Genomic DNA, 22,551 nt, shown 5'->3' on the forward strand with positions numbered 1-22,551 from the left:
AATGTCGGCTTTTATTTAGAGAGCTCATTTAATAAGAAAAAAGTTTTCTTATTAGACTTTAAAGTTTTGGATTGAACTTAACAGTTCTTCACTTAGACGAGCCAACTGCTTAGATGATTCATTAATGCTTTGGATTGCTTCATCTTGACGTTCAACTTTGTCGGATGCTTCACTTGAGCCGTCAGCTACTTCTTGAGCCAATGTACGGACTTCATCAATACCTGTGAAGATTTGAACTGTATTTTCAGCTATTTGTTCTGTACCAGCTGTTACTGCTTCGATTTCACGAACGGTTGATGTAATTGATTCTAAAATTTGCTGGAATGACTCTCCTGCTGTAGTTGCGATGTGTTCACCTTTTTCAACTTCTTCTAAACCATATTTCATTTTAGAAACAACTTTACTTGTATCTGTTTGTATTTTTTGGATAAGCTCAGTTACATTTTTAGCAGAGGAAGCAGATTGCTCTGCTAGCTTACGAACCTCCTCGGCTACGACTGCAAAGCCTTTTCCTTGTTCACCTGCCCGTGAAGCCTCAATTGCTGCATTTAGAGCAAGTAGGTTCGTTTGCGCTGAAATATCAGAGATAACACTAATAATTGAATTAATTGCTTTGGAACGTTCAGAGAGTTGTTCAATTACTTTTGATAAATCCTGGACAGTATCTCTAATAACATGAATCTGGTTTACTGTACTTTGAACAGCATCCTTACCTTTTGTTGCTTCAATCTCTGTTTCCTGACTCATATTTTTCACTTTTGTTGTTTTGTCAGCAACTTGACCAAAGTGTTTTGTCACATCTTCAATTGTCGTTGTAAGAGTATTAGTTCTAGATGACTGATCTTTGGCACTAGAAGCTATTTGCTCTATAAAAGAGGAAATTTCTTCTGAAGCAGCGCTAGTTTCTCCAGAATTCGAGGTAAGTTGCTGTGAAGCTGCAGTTACTTGTTCTGAGCTTTCTTTCATTTTATGAATTAATTGACGTAATTGTTTTTTCATTTGGTCAGCTGCTTGTGCAAGTTCACCGATTTCGTCCTTTGACCGAATCTCAATATCATTGTCTGTTAAATCACCATTAGATATCTTTTGTACCCTTGAAACAATCGACTGAACTGGTGATACGATTGTTTTGCGAATAGTTATGAAAATAATAACCAATAATAGGAGAATGATGATTAATCCACCTATTACTAATGAACTTGTATTTTCCTTTACTCCATTAATGACATGAGTAGCTGGGACAGTTACTGTTACTGCACCTTTTAAATCACCTACATTAAGACCTTCTCTTACATGTCCTAGTGGGTCAAGTTCTCCTTTAGCTCCACCATGACAGCCAATACATGAGTCGCTAATTCGAAGAGGTTCTAAGTAACGATAAACTTGTTGTCCATTCACCTCTACCAATTGTTGGTATGAAGTAAGTTCTGGATTTGCTTGAAATTCCTCAAGTGCTTTCATTTCAAAAGCATCGGGTTCATGATCTGGATTTCTAAGAAGATCGGGAACACCAACCTGACCAAGTTGCACATGAACAGCTCCATCGAGTTCGTCTCTAATACCTGTTAATTGAATTTTATTCGTATGTATTTGGATAAAAGTACTTTCGTCTGATAGTTGTTCTGCCATTCCTACTGCTTGGTTCTCTAAGTTTGTATGAGCATTGTTCATACTAACGATGTAAAAGTATGTGAACAATAGTGCAAAAAGAACAATTAGGGAAGAAAAGATTATTAACATAAACTTTTTTGCCAATTTTATCACTCCATTCGTTTGCCAGGTAGAAATATTAGCTTGTTAATTGAACTAATGCAGTTATTTGTATTTCAATCTTTATTAAAAAGAATAGTAAAACGTAGAAAAAGTGAAAAACCTATGCCAAAAGTCATTAATTAAAAATTGTGAATTCAGGCTATATTATTATTTTAGTGGTAACTAGTAATGAATAGCAAAGGTTTTTTTGACAAGTTATAGAATAAATTGAAATTGAGGTAGGACTTCATGTCTAGAAGAAGAAATAGTGAAAATATCAGCATAGTATTAGGGGCATTTGCCGGAGGTGTAATAGTAACGTTAGGCGCACGTTTATTATCAGAAAAACAGGGGATGAAAGTCCATAAGATTAATAATCTTATACAAGATAAAGCTGTTGATTTTACAAAAATGTCTACTGAAATGGGTAGTGAATGGATTATGAATTTAGTTGATGAGGTAGAAAAGAAAGGGACATGAGGGCAGGATACATGCTTTTATTAAAACCATAATTTAAAACTTAGATAACATAATTTATTGAATAGTGAAGAATCAAAATAGAATGACAGTGGATATGACATGATTCTATGGACATTATGATGTCCTAGGATGATGTTTTTTTACGGCTTAGGAAATTACAAAATACTTAAGCTGAGGGATAAGTGGAAGCTTATTCAAAGAAGGGCAATGGCTTCGCGCACTACGCGTATAGCGCCAAGAAACCTACTTGTTACTATATTTTAAACAGGTAGTGGCTTCGCACATTGCTTTAAACAAAAGTCCGCTTTGCGGTTTTTGTTCTTGAACTATAGTTGTCCTCGGCCCTTATAGTTTGCTATCTACCTTCTAATAGATTATTTGTGATAAAATGAACGATAAGTGAATAATAAGGTGGGAATTTTTGTGTTAGTGTGGGAATGGGAATCAATAGTTAATTATGTTTATCGTATTCCATGGATGGATATAGGAATTGCGATAGGAATTTTTCTGATATTTTTAGTTTTTCGGAAAATTTTTACGAGATATATCTTTAAATTAATCATTCGTTTGTCAAAAAAGACTCCAACAGAGATTTTTACAAATGTCCTATTAGCATTTGAGAAACCATTACGTTTTATATTTGTCATAATCGGTTTCTATTTAGCTCTAGTATATTTACCGTTAAGTCATGGAACGATGGAACTTATTAATCAAATTTATCGGATGTTAATTGTTGCTTCCATCGGTTGGGGGCTTTATAATTTTGCAGCGGAAAACTCAAGTTTATTTGTTAACATAGCTGAAAAGCTTGATTTAGAAGAAAATAGTATGCTTATACCATTCTTATCTAAGGTTTCTAGATTTATAATAATTGCGTTGGTAGTAAGCATTATTGCGGGAGAATGGGGATTTGAAGTAGGGGGATTTGTTGCAGGTCTTGGCTTAGGTGGATTAGCTTTTGCATTAGCTGCTCAGGATACGATTGGAAATTTTTTTGGTGGGATTATTATTGTTACCGAAAAGCCCTTTAGTAAGGGCGACTGGATACAAACTCCAAGTGTAGAGGGTACAGTTGAGGACATTACTTTTAGAAGTACAAAAGTTCGTACATTTGCACAAGGTGTCGTAACAGTGCCTAATTCAACATTAGCAAATGAAGCGATAACAAACTGGACTCAGATGGAAAAACGTCGCATTACATTTAATTTAGGAGTGCTATACTCTACTCCAAAAGAAAAATTAGAAAATGTTATTAAGCGAATTGAGCAGACGCTTCAAGAACATGATGGAATTGATAAGGACATAATTTTTGTCCGATTTAATGAGTATAACAGCTCAAGTTTAGATATATACTTGTACTTTTTTACGAAAACCACAGTCTGGGCTGAATGGCTAAAGATTAAAGAAGAGATTAATTTTAAAATATTGGAAATCTTAGAGGATGAGGGTGTATCTGTAGCTTACCCTAGCAGAAGCCTTTATTTTGAAACACCTCTCGAAAAACAAATGTTCCATGAGCAAATGAGTAAGAATAAAGAAATAGAGTAGTAAGTCAACTTTATCGAGAGGATTAAATGGTAAATGTATCACTTTTTCTCAATTTTTCTATTAGTAATTGCAGCAAGCATTGATAATTTTGGGGTTGGTATGGTCTATGGGGTACGAAAGATTAAAGTTCCTTTTGGCTCATTACTAATCATTGCTTTGTTTTCTGCTATCGTCGTTGTTGTTTCGATGTTATTTGGAAGAACAATCCTTCAGTTCATTTCACCAGATATAACAGATATAATTAGTGGTTGTATGTTAATCGTAATCGGTATAATCAATTTTTATTTCTTATATAAAACAAATCCTCGCTCCGTGAATAATGATGATAAGAAAAAAAAGAAAAAGAGCGACTCTACATTTTTATCTGTACTTAAAGAACCAACAAAAGGGGATGTAGATAATACTGGGGTTATTACACTTAAAGAAGCTGTAATGTTAGGAATTGCATTAGCAATTGATGCCTTTGGTGTTGGATTGAGCGCGGCATTATTAGGTTATTCAATGATACTAACCACGTTGCTTATTTCTGGATTAGGTGCCGTTTTTGTAGCATTAGGAATATTCTTAGGGATGTTTTTAGCTGATAAAACTTGGGTGAAAGGACTTGCCTATATCCCAGCATTACTTCTAATATTATTGGGAATACATGTACTGCTATAAAAAGAAGAGGCTATTTTAGTTAGGTCACAGTAATAAATGTGATGTAAACTAAAATAGCCTTTTTTCGATTTAGGAGAAAAATGCTCTATACCTTTTTCTCAATCTATCGTTGCAATTCTTTTAATTGGTTAATTCCATCACGCAATTGTCTTTCAACCTGTTCTGCTTCTTGAATGTGTTGCATGATTAAATCATTTGCATCATCAAAAGAACATGTCGTTTGGTGAACTTCATTCATTACATCATTACTTAAACGATCTTGTACTGTAATTGTATCAAGTACATTGGAAACCTCAGAACGAACGGTTTCAATTGCGCCGAGAATTTCATCAATGCTAGCAGCTGTCTTGTTACTGTAATCGATACCTTCTTCAACAGCACGTAATGTATTATTAGAATCTTCTTGAGCGCGTTCTGTTTCGACTTGGATATGCTTAATTAAATCATCGATACTTCTCGTACTTTGTGCAGTGTTTTCTGCAAGCTTACGAACTTCATCAGCAACAACCGCAAAACCTTTTCCATGTTCGCCAGCCCTTGCAGCTTCAATTGAAGCGTTTAATGCAAGAAGGTTAGTTTGCTCAGCAATCTCATTAATTACTTTGACGATTCCTTCAATTTCCTTTGAACGAGATCCTAATTGAGCCATACTATTAGACGTTTGTTTTGATTCTTCCCCTAATCGGTGGATTAAGTTTTGAATCTTTTTAACTGCTTCTTGTCCACTAGTTGACTTTTCTACCATAATATTTGCTGATGAAATAAGGGATTCTCCCTTTTCTGACATAACTGATGATGTATCACTTAATTGTTCACTAATCTCATTCACTTTGTCGAAACGTGATTTTATTTCATTCACAAGGTTACCTAATTGATTATGCTGATCATTTACAGCAGCATGTTCTTCAATTGCTGCTAAAAAAGATGATGCAAGGGCGTCTAACTGTTGATTAGATTGGTTTTCTTTTTCGCTAAGCTTCCCCTCAAGATCAGCGATCTCTCTTTCTAATCGTTCGTTTTCTAATTTTAATTCATTGATCTTTCCATTGGAAAAAAACAAAGACGGTCACCTCGGTTCATTAAAAATAGAGTGATGTACTCTATGACTATCATACCATAAGACTATGACATTAATTACCTAGTTTTCATAAGTTAAATAAATTTATAATTGTAAATGATTATGTTAATTATAATCATTATAATATGGTATTGACTTTAAACAAATAAATAGTTAAAATAAAAATTAAGAAAAATTTAACAGGAAACAGGGGGAGATTTAATTGAGTAACCATGAAGTAATAGTTTATAGCAGTACGGGATGCCCACATTGTGAAAAGGTTAAAGAAGCATTAAAGGCATGGGGTATAGAATATGATGAAAGAAATGTGTCTGTTACAAAAGAATATTTTGATGAATTAATGGCTAAGAATGTACGTGCAACGCCTGCTACTTTTATTAATGGGAAACTAATTCTTGGCTTCCATGAGAAGAGATTTAGAAAGGCTTTAGGATTAAACGAAGAGGCTAAGACTGAGAAAGTTGACGAATCAAATGAGAAAGATGTAGATATCTTTAAGAGTGTTGATAAAGATGTTCTTAATGAAGTCTATGATTTTGTTATGATCGGTGGCGGACCAGCTGGTGCATCAGCAGCAGTTTACGGTGCGAGAGCCAAGTTAAAAACGTTAGTTATTGATAAAGCACCAAAAGCAGGTACTTTAGCAATAACACATAAAATTGCAAACTATCCAGGTGTTCGAGGAGAATTAACAGGACTTGAGCTACTTGATTTAATGCAACGTCAAGCACATGACTTTGGTGCCGAGTTTGTTCGTTCAAATGTCCTATCAGTTGATTTCGCTGGAGACATTAAGAAGATTGAAGTACCTGAAGGAGTTATTCAAGCAAAAAGTGTCTTTATTGGAGTGGGGGCTAAAGCGCCTAGTAGCAAAATAACTGGTGAAGAGGAATTCACTGGTCGTGGTGTAAGTTATTGCTCGACTTGTGACGCAGCATTCTATCAAAATAAGGTAGTAGCAGTTGTTGGTGAAAACGAAGAAGCAATTCATGAAGCAGAAACTTTATCCAAGTTCTGTAATGAGGTTCGAGTAATAATTCCAACTGGAAATGTAAAAGGTGATGCAGACCTTTCTACATTAGAAAGTCTTGATAATGTACAAATCTTCAAGAAGCATCGTGTTAAAGAAATATTAGGTGAAAACGGTGTTGAAAAGCTAGTAATTCAAGATGACAAACGTGAACAGCAAACTTGGGAAGTAGATGGCATTTTCCTATATCTTGCTGGAATGAAGCCGGGTACGGATTTCTTAGGTAATGCAGTAGAGCGTGACGAGGAAGGGTATGTAGTTGTTGATGAAAATTTACGTACAAATGTTGATGGGGTATTTGCTGGTGGAGATGCTCGCCGTACTCCAATTAAGCAAGCTGTTATTTCAGCTGCCGATGGTGCAATTGCTGCATTAGGTGCAGATCAACACGTAAATAGCAGAACAAAGTTAAGGCCACAATATAGCTAATGTATTAAAATGAGGCGGACTTTCATAGTTCGTCTTTTTCTGATTGTAAAAGCAAAAACTTAACTAATTTCTCAGGTAAAAAACCTAACAAACTTGTAGAGAGGTCTATACCTGTTTCCCTATACTAAAAGAAATAACTTTGAATGGAGGGGATATAATGAGTCAGGTACAGACAGTGATTCAACTAAGTGGCTTTACTGTTCGTAAAGTGATTGAACTTGTCTCGATGAATAAAAAATGTGAGAGTGTAATTTATCTTAAAAAAGGGAATCAGCTTACAAACGGGAAGTGTTTACTAAGTGTCCTTTCGTTCATTTTAGTTACTAGAGAAGGAGAGAGATATCAAGTAGTTGCAGAGGGTAAGGATGAAGAGGATGTCATTCACAACTTTATTGCTTTTACTAAGCGAATGAATGGTTCGTATACGTTAAGTTTAGAAAAATAATGAAGTTAAATAGGAGGAGAAGTAGTATGTTTGGATTAATATTTGCTTGCTTAATTGCTGGAATTTTATTAATGTATTCAACTTTATTACATGTAATCAGTGTTAGTCGTGTTAGAAGTCAAGAGATTGCCAGCAAGCTTCGAAAAAGAACATTCACTTATGGTATAAGCGGTATACTTTGCATGCTTACTGGCATTCTTCTCATAACGATACATTGAAATCTCTTAGGCTGAAACTTCTACGTTAGTATTTTGTTTCTTTTGTTTAAGGTGAAGACTGAAGCTACCTAATGTACAAAGTAGACAAGTAAAGCTAGAAAATAGAAATGCAGTTAAATAGGAATTAGTGTATTCAATTAAATATCCTGTAACCATTGGTGAAATAAATTGACCTGCACTAAAGAAAATTGTTACAAACCCCATTGCAACGGGAATATACTTTGGCATAATATAGTCACCGACACTAGCGTTCATAATTGCAGGTACTCCCCAAAGAGTGACACCATAAATGAGGATTAGCCCTAATATTAATAGATGATCAGTTGTAAACGTTAAACCAGTTAACATGACAAATTGGACTAAAAACACCATTGAGAGTGCAGTGGAACGTCCAATTCTATCTGAAACACTTCCCCAAATAAATCCGCTAATTATACTAGCAGCTCCACCAACAGCAAAGTAGGTTCCTGCAAGGGAAGGTTGCATATTAACATCCGCTATTAAATAATCAACGATAAACGTAGAGAAAATAAGGTAGCTCATTCCCCAAAACATATAAATGAAGCCAATGATCCAAAGTGTTTTATTTCGGTAAACGCTACTTGCAGATTCCTTTGTTGGCTCCTGTTCTTTGTTGTTCGGTTTGTTTGGAGTTGTTGTTTCACCACCAATAGGAGACAAATTAAGATCTTCAGGACGGTTTTTTAATAAGAAGATATTAATGATTGCTACCGTAAATACAAAAATCGCTAAGAGGTACCAGCTGATTTTCCATCCATCTACCCCAAATGTAGATACAATTGCTGGGACTGAAAATCCACTTAACACCATTCCAAGTCCAGCACCAGCCATAGCGGTACCCATTGCCATTCCTCTTTTTTTAGGAGAGAACCATTGGCCAACAAGGCCGAGGGATGGTACGTAAGCTCCACCAGTTCCTACCCCAATTAAGAAACAACCGATGTATGCTACTAGAAATCCTGGAGCTAAAGCTGTTAGGACCATGGAAAATGATACTAAAAATAAAGAAAAGATAATCACTTTTTTTGCTGTATAGCGAATAACAAAGTATCCAGCAATAGTTACAGCAAACAAGTATCCAAAGAAAATTGAAGAAGCAATAAAGCCAGTTTGCCGGTAATCCAAGAATAACCCATCTTTCATAAAGGGGAGTATGGCACCAAAGGCAAAACGTCCAAAGCCAAGCCCTGCTAGGACACTTAGTACAATTAAGGCGAGAATCCACCAACCTTTATGTATTTGTTTACTCATAAGTAACCCAACTTTCTGAATATTTTCAATTTAGTTGATCATACAACAAGTTTAGGATTCAAACAATGGGAGAGAAGATATTAATTACTAAGCACGAAAGATTAGTGTAAGTGAAGATATTGTAAGCATTGTATTTCACATTCGTATTTCAATTTGAGTTCCTTATCATCTATAATAAGAAATAGAGAGATTAAGGATGTGAGTGGTCTATGAAATATACATTGATTGATTCTGTAGAGCAAGGTGATTACCTTGGAAAACATATATATGCAAGTGACGGAAGAGTGTTGCTCCATGCAGGGGTCCAATTGACAATTGGCTTAATTTCAAAGCTTCGCCACATGGGAGTTAATGCAGTTTTTTTAAGAGACGAACGTTTAGAGGATATTGAAATTGAAGAAGTTGTTTCTGAAAAAACAAAGAGAGAAACAATGACGACATTAACAGCGTCTTATCAATACATACAAAGTGGAAAAGAAATAGATTCGAAAGCGTTAAACAAATCAGTTAGCAGTATTATCGATGAAATATTATCAAATGAAAATATTCTTCTAAGCCTAACTGATATTCGAACACAAGATAATCAGCTTTTCGTTCATTCTGTTAATGTCTGTATCACTTCTGTTATTATTGGTGTGAAAATTGGCTTAGATAAAACGAAGCTTCAGGAATTAGCAGTCGGGGCATTATTACATGATGTAGGGAAAACATTACCCGATAGTCCAAATGCCATTGTCTCTAAAGATGACGGTGATTTGAATCACCACTCCTGGAAAGGCTTTAATGCTTTAAGGAAAAATAAAGAAATCAGTACATTATCTTCTCATGTCGCACTAACACATCATGAACATGTTGATGGTACAGGTGAACCTAGAAATTTAATTGAAAAGGATATACATTTACTATCAAAAATTGTCTCAGTTGCTAATTTTTATGATAATTTACTTGCGCCAACTGATGGTTCTAACCCGATGCACCCTTATGATGCTTGTGAACATATTATGGGACTTACGGAAAAACATTTCTCACATCCAGTTGTTTGGAGATTTTTGCGAGCGGTTGCATTTTATCCAACGGGAAGTCAGGTTCGTTTGTCTACGAAAGAAACAGGAGTTGTCGTAGGTCAGCATACTGGTTTACCACAACGACCAATTGTCCGTACGTTTAAGATGATCGGTAGCTCAAATGATGATTATGAAATTAAAGAAGTGGATTTAGCAAAAGAAACAACAGTATTTATCCAAGAAATTATTTCATAAGAGGAGAAGGATAGATGGAACGATACAAACAAGTAGTATGTATTACTGGTGCTGGCAGCGGCTTCGGCTTAGATGCCAGCCTCTTTTTTGCAAAAAAAGGGTTTCAAGTGGTTGCGACTGTACGCTCTATAGAACGTAGCAGTTATTTACAGCAACGAATTAAGGAAGAGGGCATAGAAGAGAAAGTTGATGTGGTTGGACTAGATGTTACAAAACAAAGTGAAATTGTGAGAACTATAACTAGTATTCTAGAAAAACATCAGCAAATTGATATCTTAATAAATAATGCCGGATTCGCAATGGGTGGCTTTGCTGAAGAGATATCTCAAGATGAATGGAAAGATCAATTTGATACAAACTTCTTCGGATTAGTGGCAGTTACACAAGCAGTACTCCCTTCGATGAGGAAACGGTCGAAGGGGAGGATTGTAAATATTAGTAGCATTAGTGGAAAAATTGCGTTTCCTGGAATGTCAGCTTATGCAGCGTCAAAGCATGCTGTTGAAGCGTATAGCGAAAGTTTACGCTTTGAAGTTAAGCCATTTGACATAGATGTTTGTATAGTGGAGCCAGGTTCATATCAAACAAATATTTGGTCGAAAGGTAAGAAAGTAGCTTCTAGAAGTGTTGAGCCATCCTCTCCTTACTATAAACAATATGTAGCGATTGAAAATTACTTGAAAAAGTCTGAACCTAACTTCGGTCCAACTTATGAGGTAACGGAAGTAATATTCAAAGCTTGTACAATTATTAAACCTAAACTACGCTACCCAATTGGGAAACAAGTTAAGCTTCTAATCCTGTTGAAGGGACTTCTCCCTTGGAAGCTCTGGGAGCGTTTAGTCGTTAAGACGATGAAATGATGATACAGTTGAAAACGAAGGGCACTAAAGGAGGAAACCTTACCTCTTAAAGTGTCCTTTTACATTACCATTTGATACGATTACTTCAATTAGTAAAATAAGGGTGAATAAAAATGATTGAATTACGTACGAAACAATTTTGGAAAGCATCAGTGGCTCTAGGTATTGCATCTTTTTTAATTTTTGCGAATGTTTACTTTACTCAACCTTTATTACCGTTATTTTCAGAGGAATTTAGTGTATCACCAGTCGTATCAAGTTTGTCAATATCTCTCGTGTTATTAACTTTAGGAATTTGCTTCACATTTTACAGTATTTTTTCAAATGCTATAGGGCGAAAAGTAATTATGGTAGCTTCAATGATAGTTGGCACAATCGTAACATTTTTGATAGCCTTTGCTCCAAATTATGAAGTACTACTCGCCTTTCGAGTTATCCAAGCAATTGCCTTGGCTGGAATTCCTACAATAGCGATGACTTATATAGGTGAGGAGTTTTCAGTTAAGGCATTAACATTGGCTGTGGGTATTTATATTAGTGCTAACACAATTGGGGGGATGGGTGGACGCCTAATGAGTGGGATCATTACTGACTTATACGATTGGCGTATGGCCTTTATTGGCATGGGGATACTTAGTTTCATAATGATGATTGTCTTTATTTTTCTCCTACCGCCATCGAAGCATTTTATAAAAGAAAAAATAAACAAAAAAGTAATTGTGGAGCAGTATCGATCTCATTTACGTAATCGTACGTTACGATACGCCTATATTGTAGGTGGGCTTCATTTCTTTTTGTTTGTAGGGGTATATAATTTTATTACGTACTTACTCAGTGGTGAACCATTTCATGTATCAACGACTATTCTAGGGTTCTTGTTTATTACCTATATAGCGGGTACATTCAGCTCTACCTATGCAGGCAAGGTATCACAAACGTTCTATCAATCTACTTGTATTGGAATTGGAATCTTAATTATGGTTGTAGGGTTATTGCTTACATTAGTGACCAACCTTACAATGATTTTCATAGGATTACTCTGTTTGTCATTTGGTTTTTTCTTTGCCCATTCATGTTCGAGTGCATGGGTAGGTCGCTACGCAACGAAGGCTAAGTCAAGTGCATCTGGTATTTATTTAACCTCGTATTATTTATGTGGGAGTTTAGGGAGTTTTTATTTTGCGTTCTTTTGGAACGCTGCTGGTTGGATTGGAGTTATCGTTGGCGCTGTATTCGTACTTATAATAACAACTTATTGTATGTTTAAAATGTATCAAATTGAAAACAGTATTGTAACAAACTCTCATAGTAAGGGAATAATTGTTTGATAGTTCAGAATATTAAAGGTTTTACGTGTTGAATTGGTGAATAACATACTATAATATAATGAGTATAGTATAGTTGATATGAACCATAGGATGGTGAAGATGGTGAAGCACCAATCAGTAACATCAAAAATTATAATAAGAATGACGGCTGTCCTCATAATTATTGCAATATTTAATTTTAGCTTATCCCATATTTTTTTAAAAGACCGGTTAACAGATTATTTATCGCAAGAGCTTGAGGATAAGAAGCTACTACTCTCTCAATTAGTTGTTTTTTCACAATCCAATGGTGAAGATGAAATGATTGTAGATGAAATTACAATGTTTATTGAAGATAATGAGAATATCGAGAATATTGCACTCTATAAAATGCAAGAAAATACGAACGATATTATCGTAGCCAATAGTGATACACGACTACATATAGAAGATCATGAGTGGGTAGAGTCCGCTATTCTTTCTGGTCAAGAGTTTATATTCGATGAGAAAGTCAACGATAGGGATTTCCGTTATTTTTATACACCAATAAATAATGAGATGGTTGTTGGTATAAAAGCAAATTTAGATCGGCAGAACTCGCTCGAAATCGCAATTATTTACGTTGATATATTTGTTACTTTATTTGCATTCCTATCAATATTGCTGATACTTAGAATGATTTCCCAGAGTCAGTTAAAGCCACTAGGAGAAATTGAAAGGTATTTAACGACCGTTTCTAATGGAGATTTCTCGAAAAAGCTGACAATTGAAAAGAATAATGAATTTGCATGGCTTGGTGACCGAATTAATGAAATGACAAGCAAAATAAACCACCTTATAAAAAATGTGAAAGAGCGGGCTGATGATAAAATAGAATATATGGCGTATCATGATGACCTTACGAATCTACCGAATCGTCGTATGTTTCAAGAGGAAATAGAAAAACATATTATTCAGTCTGAAAATAATACTAGTCAATTTGCAATTTTGTATATTGATTTAGATGGTTTTAAAAGGATCAATGATACGATTGGTCATGTATATGGTGACAAAATGCTTTTGCTTATATCAACAAGATTAACAACAGTTATAAAAAAGGAAGGTTTAATTTGTCGTCTAGCTGGTGATGAATTTGCAGTAATTGTTCCATTTAACGAAAAACGAGAAGTAGCTGCACTCTCGGAGAAAATTCTAAAAAGCTTTGAAACATCCTTTGAGGTGGAAGGGGATGATATGGCTGTATCTATTAGCATTGGTATCTCCATTTTTCCAACAGATGGGACTGACTATGATACTTTACTAAGGAATGCCGATTCAGCAATGTATGAAGCAAAGGAAAAGGGAAAGAAGCGTTATCAATTTTATGAACCATATATGAATGAAAAGAAGCTTGAACAAATAGAAATAGAAAAACATTTAAGAAAATCGTTAGAGAATAATGAGCTAATTCTTTATTATCAACCACAAGTAGATTCAGAAAGTGGTCAATTAGCAGGAGTCGAAGTATTATTACGATGGCATCATGAAGAATTAGGTATGGTACCTCCAGGAAAATTTATCCCTATTATTGAAAAGTCGAATCTTATTAATGATGTAGGTGAGTGGGTATTAAGGAAAGCCTGTATTCAAAATAAGCAATGGCAGGCTGTTGGATTACCTAAGACGAAAATATCAGTGAATGTATCGCCAAGACAGTTTCAACAATCGAATTTTGTTGATATTGTAAAAAAGGCGTTAGATGACTCAGGATTAGATCCACATTATTTATCGATTGAAATTACTGAAAGTGTAGCGATGGATAATATCAATTTAACCTTTGAAAAAATGATCGCATTAAAAGAAATAGGGATTCATGTTGCGATTGACGATTTTGGAACTGGTCATTCCTCATTACGTTATTTAAAGAGTTTTCCTATTGATACACTTAAAATCGATCGAGAGTTTGTTAAGGATGTCAATGAGTCAAACAGTGGTTTTGAAATTGTAACCGCAATAATTGCCCTTGCTCATAGCTTGAAAATTGGATTAATTGCAGAAGGGGTAGAAACTGAACAGCAACTTAGTTTTCTAAAGGAAAAGAAATGTTTCATCATACAAGGCTATTTCTATAGTAAGCCATTATGTGCAGCAGATTTTGAAAAGTGGATTAACGAGCGAAAAGAATTGCAATTAAATTAAGAAAAAGGGGTGTCATCTAAGGTAGATATATTACCTTAGGTGGCACCCCTGTATTTTGGCTAAGGAAATTAAAAAATACCTAAGCTATGGATAAGTGAAAGCTTATTCAAAGAAGGGCAATGGCTCCGCGCACTACGCGTATAGCGCCAAGAAATCCACTTGTCACTATACTTTAAAAAGTATTGGCTCCGCACATTGCTTTAAACAAAAGACCGCTTTGCGGATTTTGTTCTAGCCTTCTTTTGTTTCATTAATTAAAGCTTCATAAGGTGTTAAATCAATACCTTTGCTATTTAACATTGCAATAGCTCTCTCTTGCATTTTGCCAGGAGAACCAACTATGTACCCACGGATTACATGGTCCTTCGTAATTTCTTCTTCACCATTAGCTTGCTGAATAATATTCTTTTCAATCCCTTTTTTTGCCATAGGGCGAACAAATACCGGGATAGGCTTAACTAATTCTTCTAGTAAGGCTTTTGCTTCATCATTCCAATTCATCATTCATCTTCCTTTCATAACAGCTACATTTTGAACAAATCTATTATACACTTTGCACTGTGAAAAATCACTTAATAAAATTACTTATAACTATTTACTATGATCAGCTCCCTTCTATAGATACTCTCTTACTGTGCCCAGAATATTATAAAGTTTACTGGTACATAGTAGTAGAAGAAGTAAAAAGAGGTGATCTCTTTGGATGTTGATACATTATCTGGTCGATTTGGTGAGGATATTATAAGAATTAAGGAAGAATTTTCATATCCAATAAATGAAGATTTCCAGCTTAGGAAGCTATTTATACCTCGATTGGACAAGGAAGCAGTTCTTTTCTATGTCAATGGACTAGTTCAAGGTGATGTGATTGAACAATCTGTCATTACGCCACTCTTAAAAAATAAAACAGCTAGAAAAGGAAAGGCCACTCTCTATAAAATGGAGCAAATGCTACCATTACGTGGAGTAGGAAAAAGTAGTGATATTTCAAAAATTGTTGAAGGTATTGTGAGAGGCAGTGTTGCACTCTTAATTGAAGATGATGATTCTGCCTATTTATTAAACACTTCAACAACCGAGCATCGCGGGATAGGGGAGCCACAATCAGAAAATGTAATAAAAGGACCGAATGAAGGATTCGTTGAATCAAGCATTACAAACCGCTCTTTAATTAGGAAGCATGTTCGTGATCCGAAACTACTAACAGAAACAATGACAGTTGGACAACGAACGAAAAGCGATGTCTCTATTATGTATATAAAAGGAATAGCGAACCCGGCCTTTATTGAGGAGCTTAAAGAACGGATTGGAAATCTTGAAGTAGATGACCTACAAGGAATCTCTGTATTAGAGCAGCATATTGAAGAAAGGCCTTATTCTTTATTGCCTAGTATTCTTTATACTGAAAGGCCTGACCGGTGTGCTTCATTTCTATTAGAAGGTCATATTGTAGTTTCCATGGATCATACTCCAGCTTGCTTAGTATTGCCTGTGACAGTGTGGTCTTTCTTTCATACAGCAGAAGACTTTAATCAACGATTTGCTTTTGGAAATTTCATTCGTTTGATTCGGTTGCTTGCTGTATTTGTGGCTTTATTAATGCCGTCATTTTATATAGCGATTACTAACTTTCATATCGAAATGTTACCGACTGACTTAGTACTAGCTATTGCTGCTACCCGTGAAAGAGTACCATTTCCAGCAGTAGTAGAAGTTCTATTGATGGAGCTAGCCTTTGAGCTATTGAGGGAGGCAGGTGTAAGAATTCCAACACCCATTGGTCCGACAATAGGAATTGTCGGGGCATTGATTCTTGGACAGGCTGCGGTTGAAGCGCATATTATTAGTCCTATTCTTGTCATAGTCATTGCTATAACGGGTCTGGCCTCGTTTGCTATTCCAGATGTTAGCTTTAGTTTTGCAATTAGAATAAGCCGCTTTATCTTTTTATTTTTCTCAATGTTTATGGGCTTTTTTGGTATTGCGGTTATTTTTACGATGATACTAGCATACGCAACAACGGCTAAATCTTTTGGTGTACCATTTTTAGCTCCTGTCGCACCTCATTATCGTTCATCAAAGGACTTAATAATACGCCCTCCTGTTTGGAAACAATGGATTAGACCACAGCATATGAAGCCGGTAGAGTCAGTTCGACAAAAACGAAAAACAGGGAGTACGGAATGATTAAGCCATCAGATGGAAAAATTGGAACAAGAGAATTGATTGCTATTCTATTATTGATCATTGGAATAAAAGCGACAGATATCACACCGACTATCTTAATTGCTGAAGGGAAAAATGCAGCATGGTTAATTCCTTTAGTCTCAGCTTTATTTGGGATGTTACCGTTTCTTTTAATGTTTTTTCTTTTTCGAAGATATGAGGGTAGAGGGCTTATTGACTGTGTCTATCTTTTAACTGGAAATATAGTAGGTCGGTTTATCACCTTTTTATTACTAGTTATTTCCTTTAGTTCTCTAGTCCTCTATAGTCGAAGTACAATTGATGTGGCAACAACTATCTTTTATCCGACAACCCCAATTGAAGCAATCTATATCTTTTTAATTATCGGAAGCTTATTTGTTGCAAAAAGAGGATTAGAAGCGATAGGTAGAACAGCTTGGCTTGTGGTTCCTTGGGTGAAACTTACAATGCTGTTTCTATTTCTTATGTTACTAACATCAATGGATATAGAGAACTTGTTTCCTTTGTTTGGTCCTGGTGGAAAGGAACTAGTAGTTAGTGGTTTTACTAATCAAGGAATGTATATTGAATTATTTCTTTTACTCGTGTTATTCGCTTATGTTAGGTCAGGGAGAGAAGGAAGAATAGCATATATAATTGCTAGTGTGTTCGTCGTGGTTGAGCTGTCATTTTCTTTAGCTGCTTACGTGATGATTTTGGATTTTCCTTCTGTCGAATATATTACTTATCCATTTCAACAGGTGACGAGAATGGTTAAAATAACTGGTGTATTTTCAAACTTTGAAGGATTCTTTGTCGGCTTTTGGGTAATATCATCCGTAGTTCGTTTTGCCATGTTATTATATATTACAACTTACATTTTTGGACAACTTATACAGATAAATGAGTTTGAACCATTGCTCATTTCTTTTGCAGGGCTGACGGTCATGTTAGGCTTATTGCCTGAAAATCCTATCAAAACTACGGCGTATATAGAAAATTATCTTTTCATAGGTAGTTCATTTATTTTCTTTCTTCTTCCCATTCTGTTATTTGTTCTTTCTTGGAGGAAGGAGAGGATGTCAGCATGAAAAAAGTGATTATACTCGTTATCGCTTTATTACTTTCAGGATGTTGGGACCGCGCTGAATTAGAAGAGCTTGCCTACGTCATTGCTGTTGGAATTGATATGGGAGATCATGATGAATTAATCGTTACGTATCAATTAGCTAGACCTGGTGCAACAGCTGAAGGAGGAAATGAGGATGAGTTTTCAGACATTGTTTCCGTTGCAGCACCAGACTTGTTATCAGCAAGAGATCTAGCTGTTGCTTTTGTCACGAGAGATATTATTTTTACCCATTCGAAAGCATTAATTATTAGTGAAGAGGTAGCTAGAGCAAATAAAATGATGCCTTATTTAAGTGCAACTGTACGTGATAGACAATTAAGAAGAAGAATGAATGTCATTATTTCAAAGGAAAAAGCAGAGCATTTTTTACAGGAAAATAAGCCTACATTAGAAATTCAGCCTCATCGATATTATGATGAATTAGCTGAAAGATGGGAAGATACTGGATTTATTCCAGATTCTACACTACATCAATTATTGAGTCGTACCGAGGAAAATGCAGGATTATTTTTGGCTTCATATGGTTCTGTGGACAACTCTACTAATAAAAAGGAGGGAGAAGAAGACAAATACTTTCCAGGCGAAATAAAAAAGTCAGGTGGGAATCCTACTCAAACGATTGGTTCAGCTGTTATTAAACAGGGTGAAATGATAGGGGCATTAAATGGTGAAGAAACAAGATTTTCACTCCTTCTTAGGCCCAAAATTGAAGTAAAGCAGATGATTATTACTTTTTCTGATCCAATTGAAAGTGAAAAACATATTACTGCAAGATTGCTTAATGAACAAAGAACAGAAGTGAAAGTGGATGTAAAGGGTGACAAGCCAGTAGTGAATGTGATGCTGCCGGTTCAGTTAGATATAATCGGTATTCCAAGTCATATCAATTACGTAGAAGATATGGAGAAGCAGCAAATTCTTAAGGAACATATTGAAGCCGAAATAAAAGAAAAAACACTGAATTTAATAAAGAAAACACAAGAGGAATTTCGTGGGGAACCATTTTTATGGTCTTCCATTGTGAAAAGAAATTTTCTTACATTACAAGAGTATGAAAGCTTTGATTGGATGGCGTCATACCCAAAGGCTAAAATTAACGTTGAGGTAGATGTTGAATTAAAGCAATTTGGTAAGCATCTTAATCAAATGGATATAAGAAAGTTTAAGGACTGATGAAGTGGATATTGTGATGTTGTTGATTGGAGCATATCTTTGTTATTATACCTTCACCTATGCCTATATTCTTTGGAAGGATAAGAAACAAATAGGGGCAATTATTGTTGGAGGAATGGCTATGATTTTACTCATACTGCCAATTTGGACTATTTTGAACTAACTTTTAAGATGAATAATTTATTGTTAGTAGGGTACATATGTAATAAAGAGTTGTTAGGTTGCAGGAAAAAGCATCGTTGCCAAGGGAGAGTGATGAACGGTGAAACAGAAGACGACTTTATTAACAATTATTGTCTTGGGTCTATTGCTAACTGGGTGTAGTCATCATGGGGCTCATTTTTTGCATAACAAAACATTTGCTAGTAGTACATTACAATCTTCGATAAATCACAATCTACCAGTCAAGCATATGGAAACGAATACTAAGCTTGGGAGTTATACAACAGAAAAACCAAAACATGAGGAAAAGGAAAGTGTCATTGATTTTAGTTGGATAGAAAAAGGGTTCAAGGGACAATTAGTCGATACTGATCTTCCGGTAGGTACTTCTAAAGAAGAATTACTTGCACAAAAAGGAGAACCTCTTGATACTGGATGGTACGAGGGTGGCCTCTTTTATCAATATGAAGAAGAAACATATTTTATTCATCCAGATAGAGAAGTTGTTGTGGCGATTGCTAAACCAATTTCAAAGCTTGAGCTTAATGTACAAGATGTAAAAAAAGCATTAGGAAATCCAGACATTGATGAACTAAATGAAATGGAAGGGTTATGGATGATTGAATATAAAATTGGTAACTATCGATTAATGTTTGAAGCGGAAGAACAAGATGGAGCGGTTATCTACGTTTGGTTATTTGAACAAATATAAAAAGAAGGAGTAGTAGGGACGATATCTGAGCCCTATACTCCTTCTTTTTACTGTATGATAAAAGTTTAGTTTTCTAAGTTAATGAAAATATCTCCAGCATTCAGTTCTTCAGTTACTAATCCTTCTTCTACAAGCCACTGAATTACCTCTTCCCAAGATTCCTCAAATTGGCTACCAAATGCTTCTGTTTCAGTTTCCATCTTAGATAGAAGGATCTCTAAGCTTTGTTCTTCAACTTCACGAATAAGCGGGAAGTTTGCTTGGTCTTGGTTAGCAAATAAAATGTCTAGTGCTTCACTTGGGTTGTTTTTCATTAATTCATAACCTCTTGTAGCAGCACGCCAGAATGCTTTAATATCTTCTTCTCTTTCAGCTAACGTGTCTTCATTTGTAACGATTACTAATTCGTAAAAAGCAGGGACACCATAGTCAACAGGGTTAAAATAACGAACGTCATGTCCTTGGTGTTGTAATACTGGAAATTCATGATTAATATAAGTTCCAATGACAGCATCAACACGCTCAGAGACGATTGATGAACCTAATTCAAAGCCAACATCAATCATATTCACTTTAGAGAAATCTCCACCGTCTGCTTCAATCATTGTCTTTAGTAACGGTTCATTAACAGGAATCCCAGGATATCCGACATCTTTTCCTTCTAAGTCACTTGGAGATTGAATCTCACTGTCTTCCATTATCATCATATGATTCAATGGTGAGCGAACAATTGCAGCAACAGATACAACTGGAATGTCCATAGCTCTTGCTGAAATAACATCTGGCTGATATGTAATACCTAAATCGATTGATCCTGTTGCAGCTAAATTAATTGGGTCAGTTGGATTAGCAGGGAAGATGATACTCACATCTAAACCTTCTTCTTCAAAATAGCCTTCCTCAATCGCAGCGTATAAATAAGAGTGAACAGCATTTGGATACCAATCTAGCATTATATCGATTGTCGTTAAATCTGGTTCTCCAGTTGTAGCATCCGTTTCCTCGGTAATTTCTTCCTCGCCACCAGTAGCATCACTTTCTTCTAAAGGTTCATCTGTTCCACCGCCACAAGCTACTAAGCTAAGTGCAGTAGCAATTGATAAAAGATACATTGAAAATCTCTTCATTTGTTATTCCTCCATTTTAATGTAATTTGTTCTATTATTTTTACAATTAGGAACAGTAGAATTCCTAAAATAGATAACCATACGATAGGGGCAAAGACGCCTGCCCCGTCAAATTGAGTCATCATGCGACGACTAAAGTAACCTAGACCAGCGTTAGCACCTAACCATTCTCCTATGGCTGCACCAATAACACTTAAGGTTACGGCAACTTTGAGTCCGGAGAAGAAATAAGGAAGTGCAGATGGTACTTGGACTTTAAAGAATACGTCCCTTTTGTTAGCACCCATTGTTTTTACTAAGTCAATTAATTGTTTATTTGTTGAACGAAGACCATCAAAGGTACTGACAGTAATCGGGAAAAATGTAATTAATATAGTTACTACTACTTTGCTCCAAATGGAATAGCCAAACCAAAGAACAAAGATAGGTGCAAGTGCAATGATTGGTATCGTTTGAGAAGCAACGACTAATGGAAAAAATGTTTTTTCAGCAATGACGCTCATATTCATCCAAATAGCTAAAGACACACCAAAGATGATTGAGATTGCTAAACCAATTAATACAATCTGTAATGTCGCCGGAAAGTGAACAAACAACAGAATATTGTTTAGCTCTATCATCTTAAAAAAAATGTCGGTAGGGGCGGGGAGAATAAACTTCTTATCATAACTTTGTGCACTAATCTCCCAGATGAACATTAGAAGCGCGACAAGAATAACTGAACTAAAATAATATTTTAATGATTTCATAGCTTCACCTGTTTACGTAGCTTAGTAAGTAATTCCTGTTTTAGCTTAATCATTTCGGGCTTGATTAGGTCATCCACTTTTCGTGGACGGGAAAGAGGCACATGTAACTCTTCATAGTGTGAGAGCGGCTTATCGGAAAAAAGTAAAATACGATCTGATAAAAACAACGCCTCATCTATATCGTGTGTTATGAATAAGACAGATTTTTGATGCTGTTCCCATTGCTCTAGGAGCCATTCTTGCATTGCTAGTCTTGTCATAGCATCTAATGCGCTAAAAGGTTCATCCAGTAGAAGCATGTCATTTCCACTAAGCATAGCTCTAAGAAATGACACGCGTTGCCTCATTCCACCTGATAATTGATGTGGGAAATCATTTTCATGGCCAGCAAGCCCAAATTCTTTTAAAGTAGTTAATACTCTTTGTTTAGCTTTCTTTTTTGAAACACCTTGTATTTCTAATGGAAGCATTGCATTTTCTGTTACAGTACGCCATTCAAGTAGCATATCTTGCTGAGGCATATAGCCGACCTTGCCACAACGGTTGTTTTCTGGATTTCCATTTAAATTTATTTCCCCAAGTAGTGGTTGTTCTAATCCAGTAATTAATCGGAATATTGTACTTTTTCCAGAACCACTGGGGCCTAATAATGTAACGAACTCTCCTTGTTCAACCTTAAATGAAAGGTTTGAAAGTATGTTCAATTGGTCTGTTTTACTATAAGCAAAGGATACATCCTTAAAGGAAAGGACGTCGTTCTTCATATTAATCGACTCACTTTCGATAAAAT

General features: G+C 35.5%; 21 protein-coding genes. 14 read left to right on the top strand and 7 right to left on the bottom strand.

Annotation, left to right across the window (positions count from 1 at the left end):
• Positions 1-51: 51 nt before the first annotated feature.
• Positions 52-1,740 carry a methyl-accepting chemotaxis protein gene (locus CD003_RS01620; protein ID WP_373558548.1) on the bottom strand — a complete coding sequence of 563 codons (1,689 nt, stop codon included), beginning with the start codon at positions 1,738-1,740 and terminating at the stop codon, positions 52-54.
• Positions 1,741-2,001: 261 nt separating this feature from the next.
• Between CD003_RS01620 and CD003_RS01625 the strand changes: the two genes are divergently transcribed.
• The 3 genes from CD003_RS01625 (at position 2,002) to ytaF (ending at position 4,440) form a co-directional block, all read left to right on the top strand.
• Complete coding sequence (locus tag CD003_RS01625; protein ID WP_096199146.1) at positions 2,002-2,232, top strand: hypothetical protein; 231 nt, start codon at positions 2,002-2,004, stop codon at positions 2,230-2,232.
• A gap of 423 nt (positions 2,233-2,655) precedes the next feature.
• Positions 2,656-3,780, top strand: coding sequence for a mechanosensitive ion channel family protein (locus CD003_RS01630; protein ID WP_257008137.1), 1,125 nt, complete (start codon positions 2,656-2,658; stop codon positions 3,778-3,780).
• A gap of 33 nt (positions 3,781-3,813) precedes the next feature.
• The gene (gene ytaF, locus CD003_RS01635; protein ID WP_096199147.1) at positions 3,814-4,440 is read left to right on the top strand and encodes a sporulation membrane protein YtaF; all 627 of its coding nucleotides are present in this window, start codon (positions 3,814-3,816) and stop codon (positions 4,438-4,440) included.
• Positions 4,441-4,543: 103 nt separating this feature from the next.
• On the opposite strand, the gene CD003_RS01640 is transcribed toward ytaF, so the two are convergent.
• A complete protein-coding gene (locus CD003_RS01640) occupies positions 4,544-5,227 on the bottom strand; it encodes a methyl-accepting chemotaxis protein (RefSeq protein ID WP_179295579.1) in 684 nt (227 codons plus the stop codon).
• A gap of 493 nt (positions 5,228-5,720) precedes the next feature.
• Between CD003_RS01640 and CD003_RS01645 the strand changes: the two genes are divergently transcribed.
• The 3 genes from CD003_RS01645 to CD003_RS01655 all read left to right on the top strand — a co-directional run bounded on the left by CD003_RS01645 (position 5,721) and on the right by CD003_RS01655 (position 7,640).
• A complete protein-coding gene (locus tag CD003_RS01645; RefSeq protein ID WP_096199149.1) occupies positions 5,721-6,977 on the top strand; it encodes an FAD-dependent oxidoreductase in 1,257 nt (418 codons plus the stop codon).
• 157 nt (positions 6,978-7,134) lie between these two features.
• Entirely contained in the window at positions 7,135-7,422 is a 288-nt protein-coding gene (locus CD003_RS01650) for an HPr family phosphocarrier protein (protein WP_096199150.1), read from the top strand.
• Between the two features lie 26 nt (positions 7,423-7,448).
• Positions 7,449-7,640: a hypothetical protein gene (locus CD003_RS01655; RefSeq protein ID WP_096199151.1), complete on the top strand. Its 192-nt coding sequence runs from the start codon at positions 7,449-7,451 to the stop codon at positions 7,638-7,640.
• A 6-nt stretch (positions 7,641-7,646) separates the two neighbouring features.
• Here CD003_RS01655 and CD003_RS01660 read toward each other — a convergent pair whose 3' ends face one another.
• Positions 7,647-8,912 (bottom strand): MFS transporter, encoded by a 1,266-nt coding sequence (locus tag CD003_RS01660; RefSeq protein ID WP_096199152.1) that lies wholly within the window; start codon positions 8,910-8,912, stop codon positions 7,647-7,649.
• A 209-nt stretch (positions 8,913-9,121) separates the two neighbouring features.
• Between CD003_RS01660 and CD003_RS01665 the strand changes: the two genes are divergently transcribed.
• From CD003_RS01665 to CD003_RS01680, 4 genes are all read left to right on the top strand, one after another.
• The gene (locus CD003_RS01665) at positions 9,122-10,171 is read left to right on the top strand and encodes an HD-GYP domain-containing protein (RefSeq protein WP_096199153.1); all 1,050 of its coding nucleotides are present in this window, start codon (positions 9,122-9,124) and stop codon (positions 10,169-10,171) included.
• A 14-nt stretch (positions 10,172-10,185) separates the two neighbouring features.
• Positions 10,186-11,034, top strand: coding sequence for an SDR family oxidoreductase (locus CD003_RS01670; RefSeq protein WP_096199154.1), 849 nt, complete (start codon positions 10,186-10,188; stop codon positions 11,032-11,034).
• Between the two features lie 113 nt (positions 11,035-11,147).
• Positions 11,148-12,362, top strand: coding sequence for an MFS transporter (locus CD003_RS01675; RefSeq protein ID WP_096199155.1), 1,215 nt, complete (start codon positions 11,148-11,150; stop codon positions 12,360-12,362).
• A 99-nt stretch (positions 12,363-12,461) separates the two neighbouring features.
• Entirely contained in the window at positions 12,462-14,519 is a 2,058-nt protein-coding gene (locus CD003_RS01680; protein WP_179295391.1) for a putative bifunctional diguanylate cyclase/phosphodiesterase, read from the top strand.
• 231 nt (positions 14,520-14,750) lie between these two features.
• Here the strand turns inward: CD003_RS01680 and CD003_RS01685 are convergent, their stop codons facing one another.
• A complete protein-coding gene (locus tag CD003_RS01685) occupies positions 14,751-15,020 on the bottom strand; it encodes a DUF2621 family protein (RefSeq protein ID WP_179295392.1) in 270 nt (89 codons plus the stop codon).
• A gap of 189 nt (positions 15,021-15,209) precedes the next feature.
• On the opposite strand from CD003_RS01685, the gene CD003_RS01690 reads away from it, so the two are divergent.
• The 4 genes from CD003_RS01690 to CD003_RS01705 all read left to right on the top strand — a co-directional run bounded on the left by CD003_RS01690 (position 15,210) and on the right by CD003_RS01705 (position 19,885).
• A complete protein-coding gene (locus CD003_RS01690) occupies positions 15,210-16,706 on the top strand; it encodes a spore germination protein (RefSeq protein WP_096199158.1) in 1,497 nt (498 codons plus the stop codon).
• Positions 16,703-17,797: a GerAB/ArcD/ProY family transporter gene (locus CD003_RS01695; protein ID WP_096199159.1), complete on the top strand. Its 1,095-nt coding sequence runs from the start codon at positions 16,703-16,705 to the stop codon at positions 17,795-17,797. The genes CD003_RS01690 and CD003_RS01695 overlap by 4 nt, the downstream gene beginning before the upstream one ends.
• Positions 17,794-19,011 carry a Ger(x)C family spore germination protein gene (locus CD003_RS01700; protein ID WP_096199160.1) on the top strand — a complete coding sequence of 406 codons (1,218 nt, stop codon included), beginning with the start codon at positions 17,794-17,796 and terminating at the stop codon, positions 19,009-19,011. Before CD003_RS01695 ends, CD003_RS01700 begins: the two co-directional genes overlap by 4 nt.
• Positions 19,012-19,273: 262 nt before the next feature.
• Positions 19,274-19,885: a DUF4309 domain-containing protein gene (locus CD003_RS01705; RefSeq protein WP_096199161.1), complete on the top strand. Its 612-nt coding sequence runs from the start codon at positions 19,274-19,276 to the stop codon at positions 19,883-19,885.
• A 65-nt stretch (positions 19,886-19,950) separates the two neighbouring features.
• On the opposite strand, the gene CD003_RS01710 is transcribed toward CD003_RS01705, so the two are convergent.
• From CD003_RS01710 to CD003_RS01720, 3 genes are read right to left on the bottom strand one after another with little or no spacing between them, the layout of a single operon-like run.
• Positions 19,951-21,012, bottom strand: coding sequence for an ABC transporter substrate-binding protein (locus tag CD003_RS01710; RefSeq protein ID WP_257008138.1), 1,062 nt, complete (start codon positions 21,010-21,012; stop codon positions 19,951-19,953).
• Positions 21,009-21,761, bottom strand: a complete 753-nt coding sequence (locus CD003_RS01715; RefSeq protein ID WP_096199162.1) for an ABC transporter permease — start codon at positions 21,759-21,761, stop codon at positions 21,009-21,011. The genes CD003_RS01710 and CD003_RS01715 overlap by 4 nt, the downstream gene beginning before the upstream one ends.
• Positions 21,758-22,525, bottom strand: a complete 768-nt coding sequence (locus CD003_RS01720) for an ABC transporter ATP-binding protein (RefSeq protein ID WP_096202216.1) — start codon at positions 22,523-22,525, stop codon at positions 21,758-21,760. Before CD003_RS01720 ends, CD003_RS01715 begins: the two co-directional genes overlap by 4 nt.
• Between the last annotated feature and the right edge of the window lie 26 nt (positions 22,526-22,551).

This window comes from Bacillus sp. FJAT-45350 (assembly GCF_002335805.1).
Classification (GTDB): domain Bacteria; phylum Bacillota; class Bacilli; order Bacillales; family NISU01; genus FJAT-45350.

What these genes read in the sequence shown, in the direction of transcription:
- CD003_RS01620 (WP_373558548.1), bottom strand. Translation starts at nt 1,740, where the DNA reads ATGTTAATAATCTTTTCTTCCCTAATTGTTCTTTTTGCACTATTGTTC.
- CD003_RS01625 (WP_096199146.1), top strand. Translation starts at nt 2,002, where the DNA reads ATGTCTAGAAGAAGAAATAGTGAAAATATCAGCATAGTATTAGGGGCA.
- ytaF (WP_096199147.1), top strand. Translation starts at nt 3,814, where the DNA reads ATGTATCACTTTTTCTCAATTTTTCTATTAGTAATTGCAGCAAGCATT.
- CD003_RS01640 (WP_179295579.1), bottom strand. Translation starts at nt 5,227, where the DNA reads ATGTCAGAAAAGGGAGAATCCCTTATTTCATCAGCAAATATTATGGTA.
- CD003_RS01650 (WP_096199150.1), top strand. Translation starts at nt 7,135, where the DNA reads ATGAGTCAGGTACAGACAGTGATTCAACTAAGTGGCTTTACTGTTCGT.
- CD003_RS01655 (WP_096199151.1), top strand. Translation starts at nt 7,449, where the DNA reads ATGTTTGGATTAATATTTGCTTGCTTAATTGCTGGAATTTTATTAATG.
- CD003_RS01660 (WP_096199152.1), bottom strand. Translation starts at nt 8,912, where the DNA reads ATGAGTAAACAAATACATAAAGGTTGGTGGATTCTCGCCTTAATTGTA.
- CD003_RS01665 (WP_096199153.1), top strand. Translation starts at nt 9,122, where the DNA reads ATGAAATATACATTGATTGATTCTGTAGAGCAAGGTGATTACCTTGGA.
- CD003_RS01670 (WP_096199154.1), top strand. Translation starts at nt 10,186, where the DNA reads ATGGAACGATACAAACAAGTAGTATGTATTACTGGTGCTGGCAGCGGC.
- CD003_RS01675 (WP_096199155.1), top strand. Translation starts at nt 11,148, where the DNA reads ATGATTGAATTACGTACGAAACAATTTTGGAAAGCATCAGTGGCTCTA.
- CD003_RS01680 (WP_179295391.1), top strand. Translation starts at nt 12,462, where the DNA reads ATGGTGAAGCACCAATCAGTAACATCAAAAATTATAATAAGAATGACG.
- CD003_RS01685 (WP_179295392.1), bottom strand. Translation starts at nt 15,020, where the DNA reads ATGAATTGGAATGATGAAGCAAAAGCCTTACTAGAAGAATTAGTTAAG.
- CD003_RS01695 (WP_096199159.1), top strand. Translation starts at nt 16,703, where the DNA reads ATGATTAAGCCATCAGATGGAAAAATTGGAACAAGAGAATTGATTGCT.
- CD003_RS01700 (WP_096199160.1), top strand. Translation starts at nt 17,794, where the DNA reads ATGAAAAAAGTGATTATACTCGTTATCGCTTTATTACTTTCAGGATGT.
- CD003_RS01710 (WP_257008138.1), bottom strand. Translation starts at nt 21,012, where the DNA reads ATGAAGAGATTTTCAATGTATCTTTTATCAATTGCTACTGCACTTAGC.
- CD003_RS01715 (WP_096199162.1), bottom strand. Translation starts at nt 21,761, where the DNA reads ATGAAATCATTAAAATATTATTTTAGTTCAGTTATTCTTGTCGCGCTT.
- CD003_RS01720 (WP_096202216.1), bottom strand. Translation starts at nt 22,525, where the DNA reads ATGAAGAACGACGTCCTTTCCTTTAAGGATGTATCCTTTGCTTATAGT.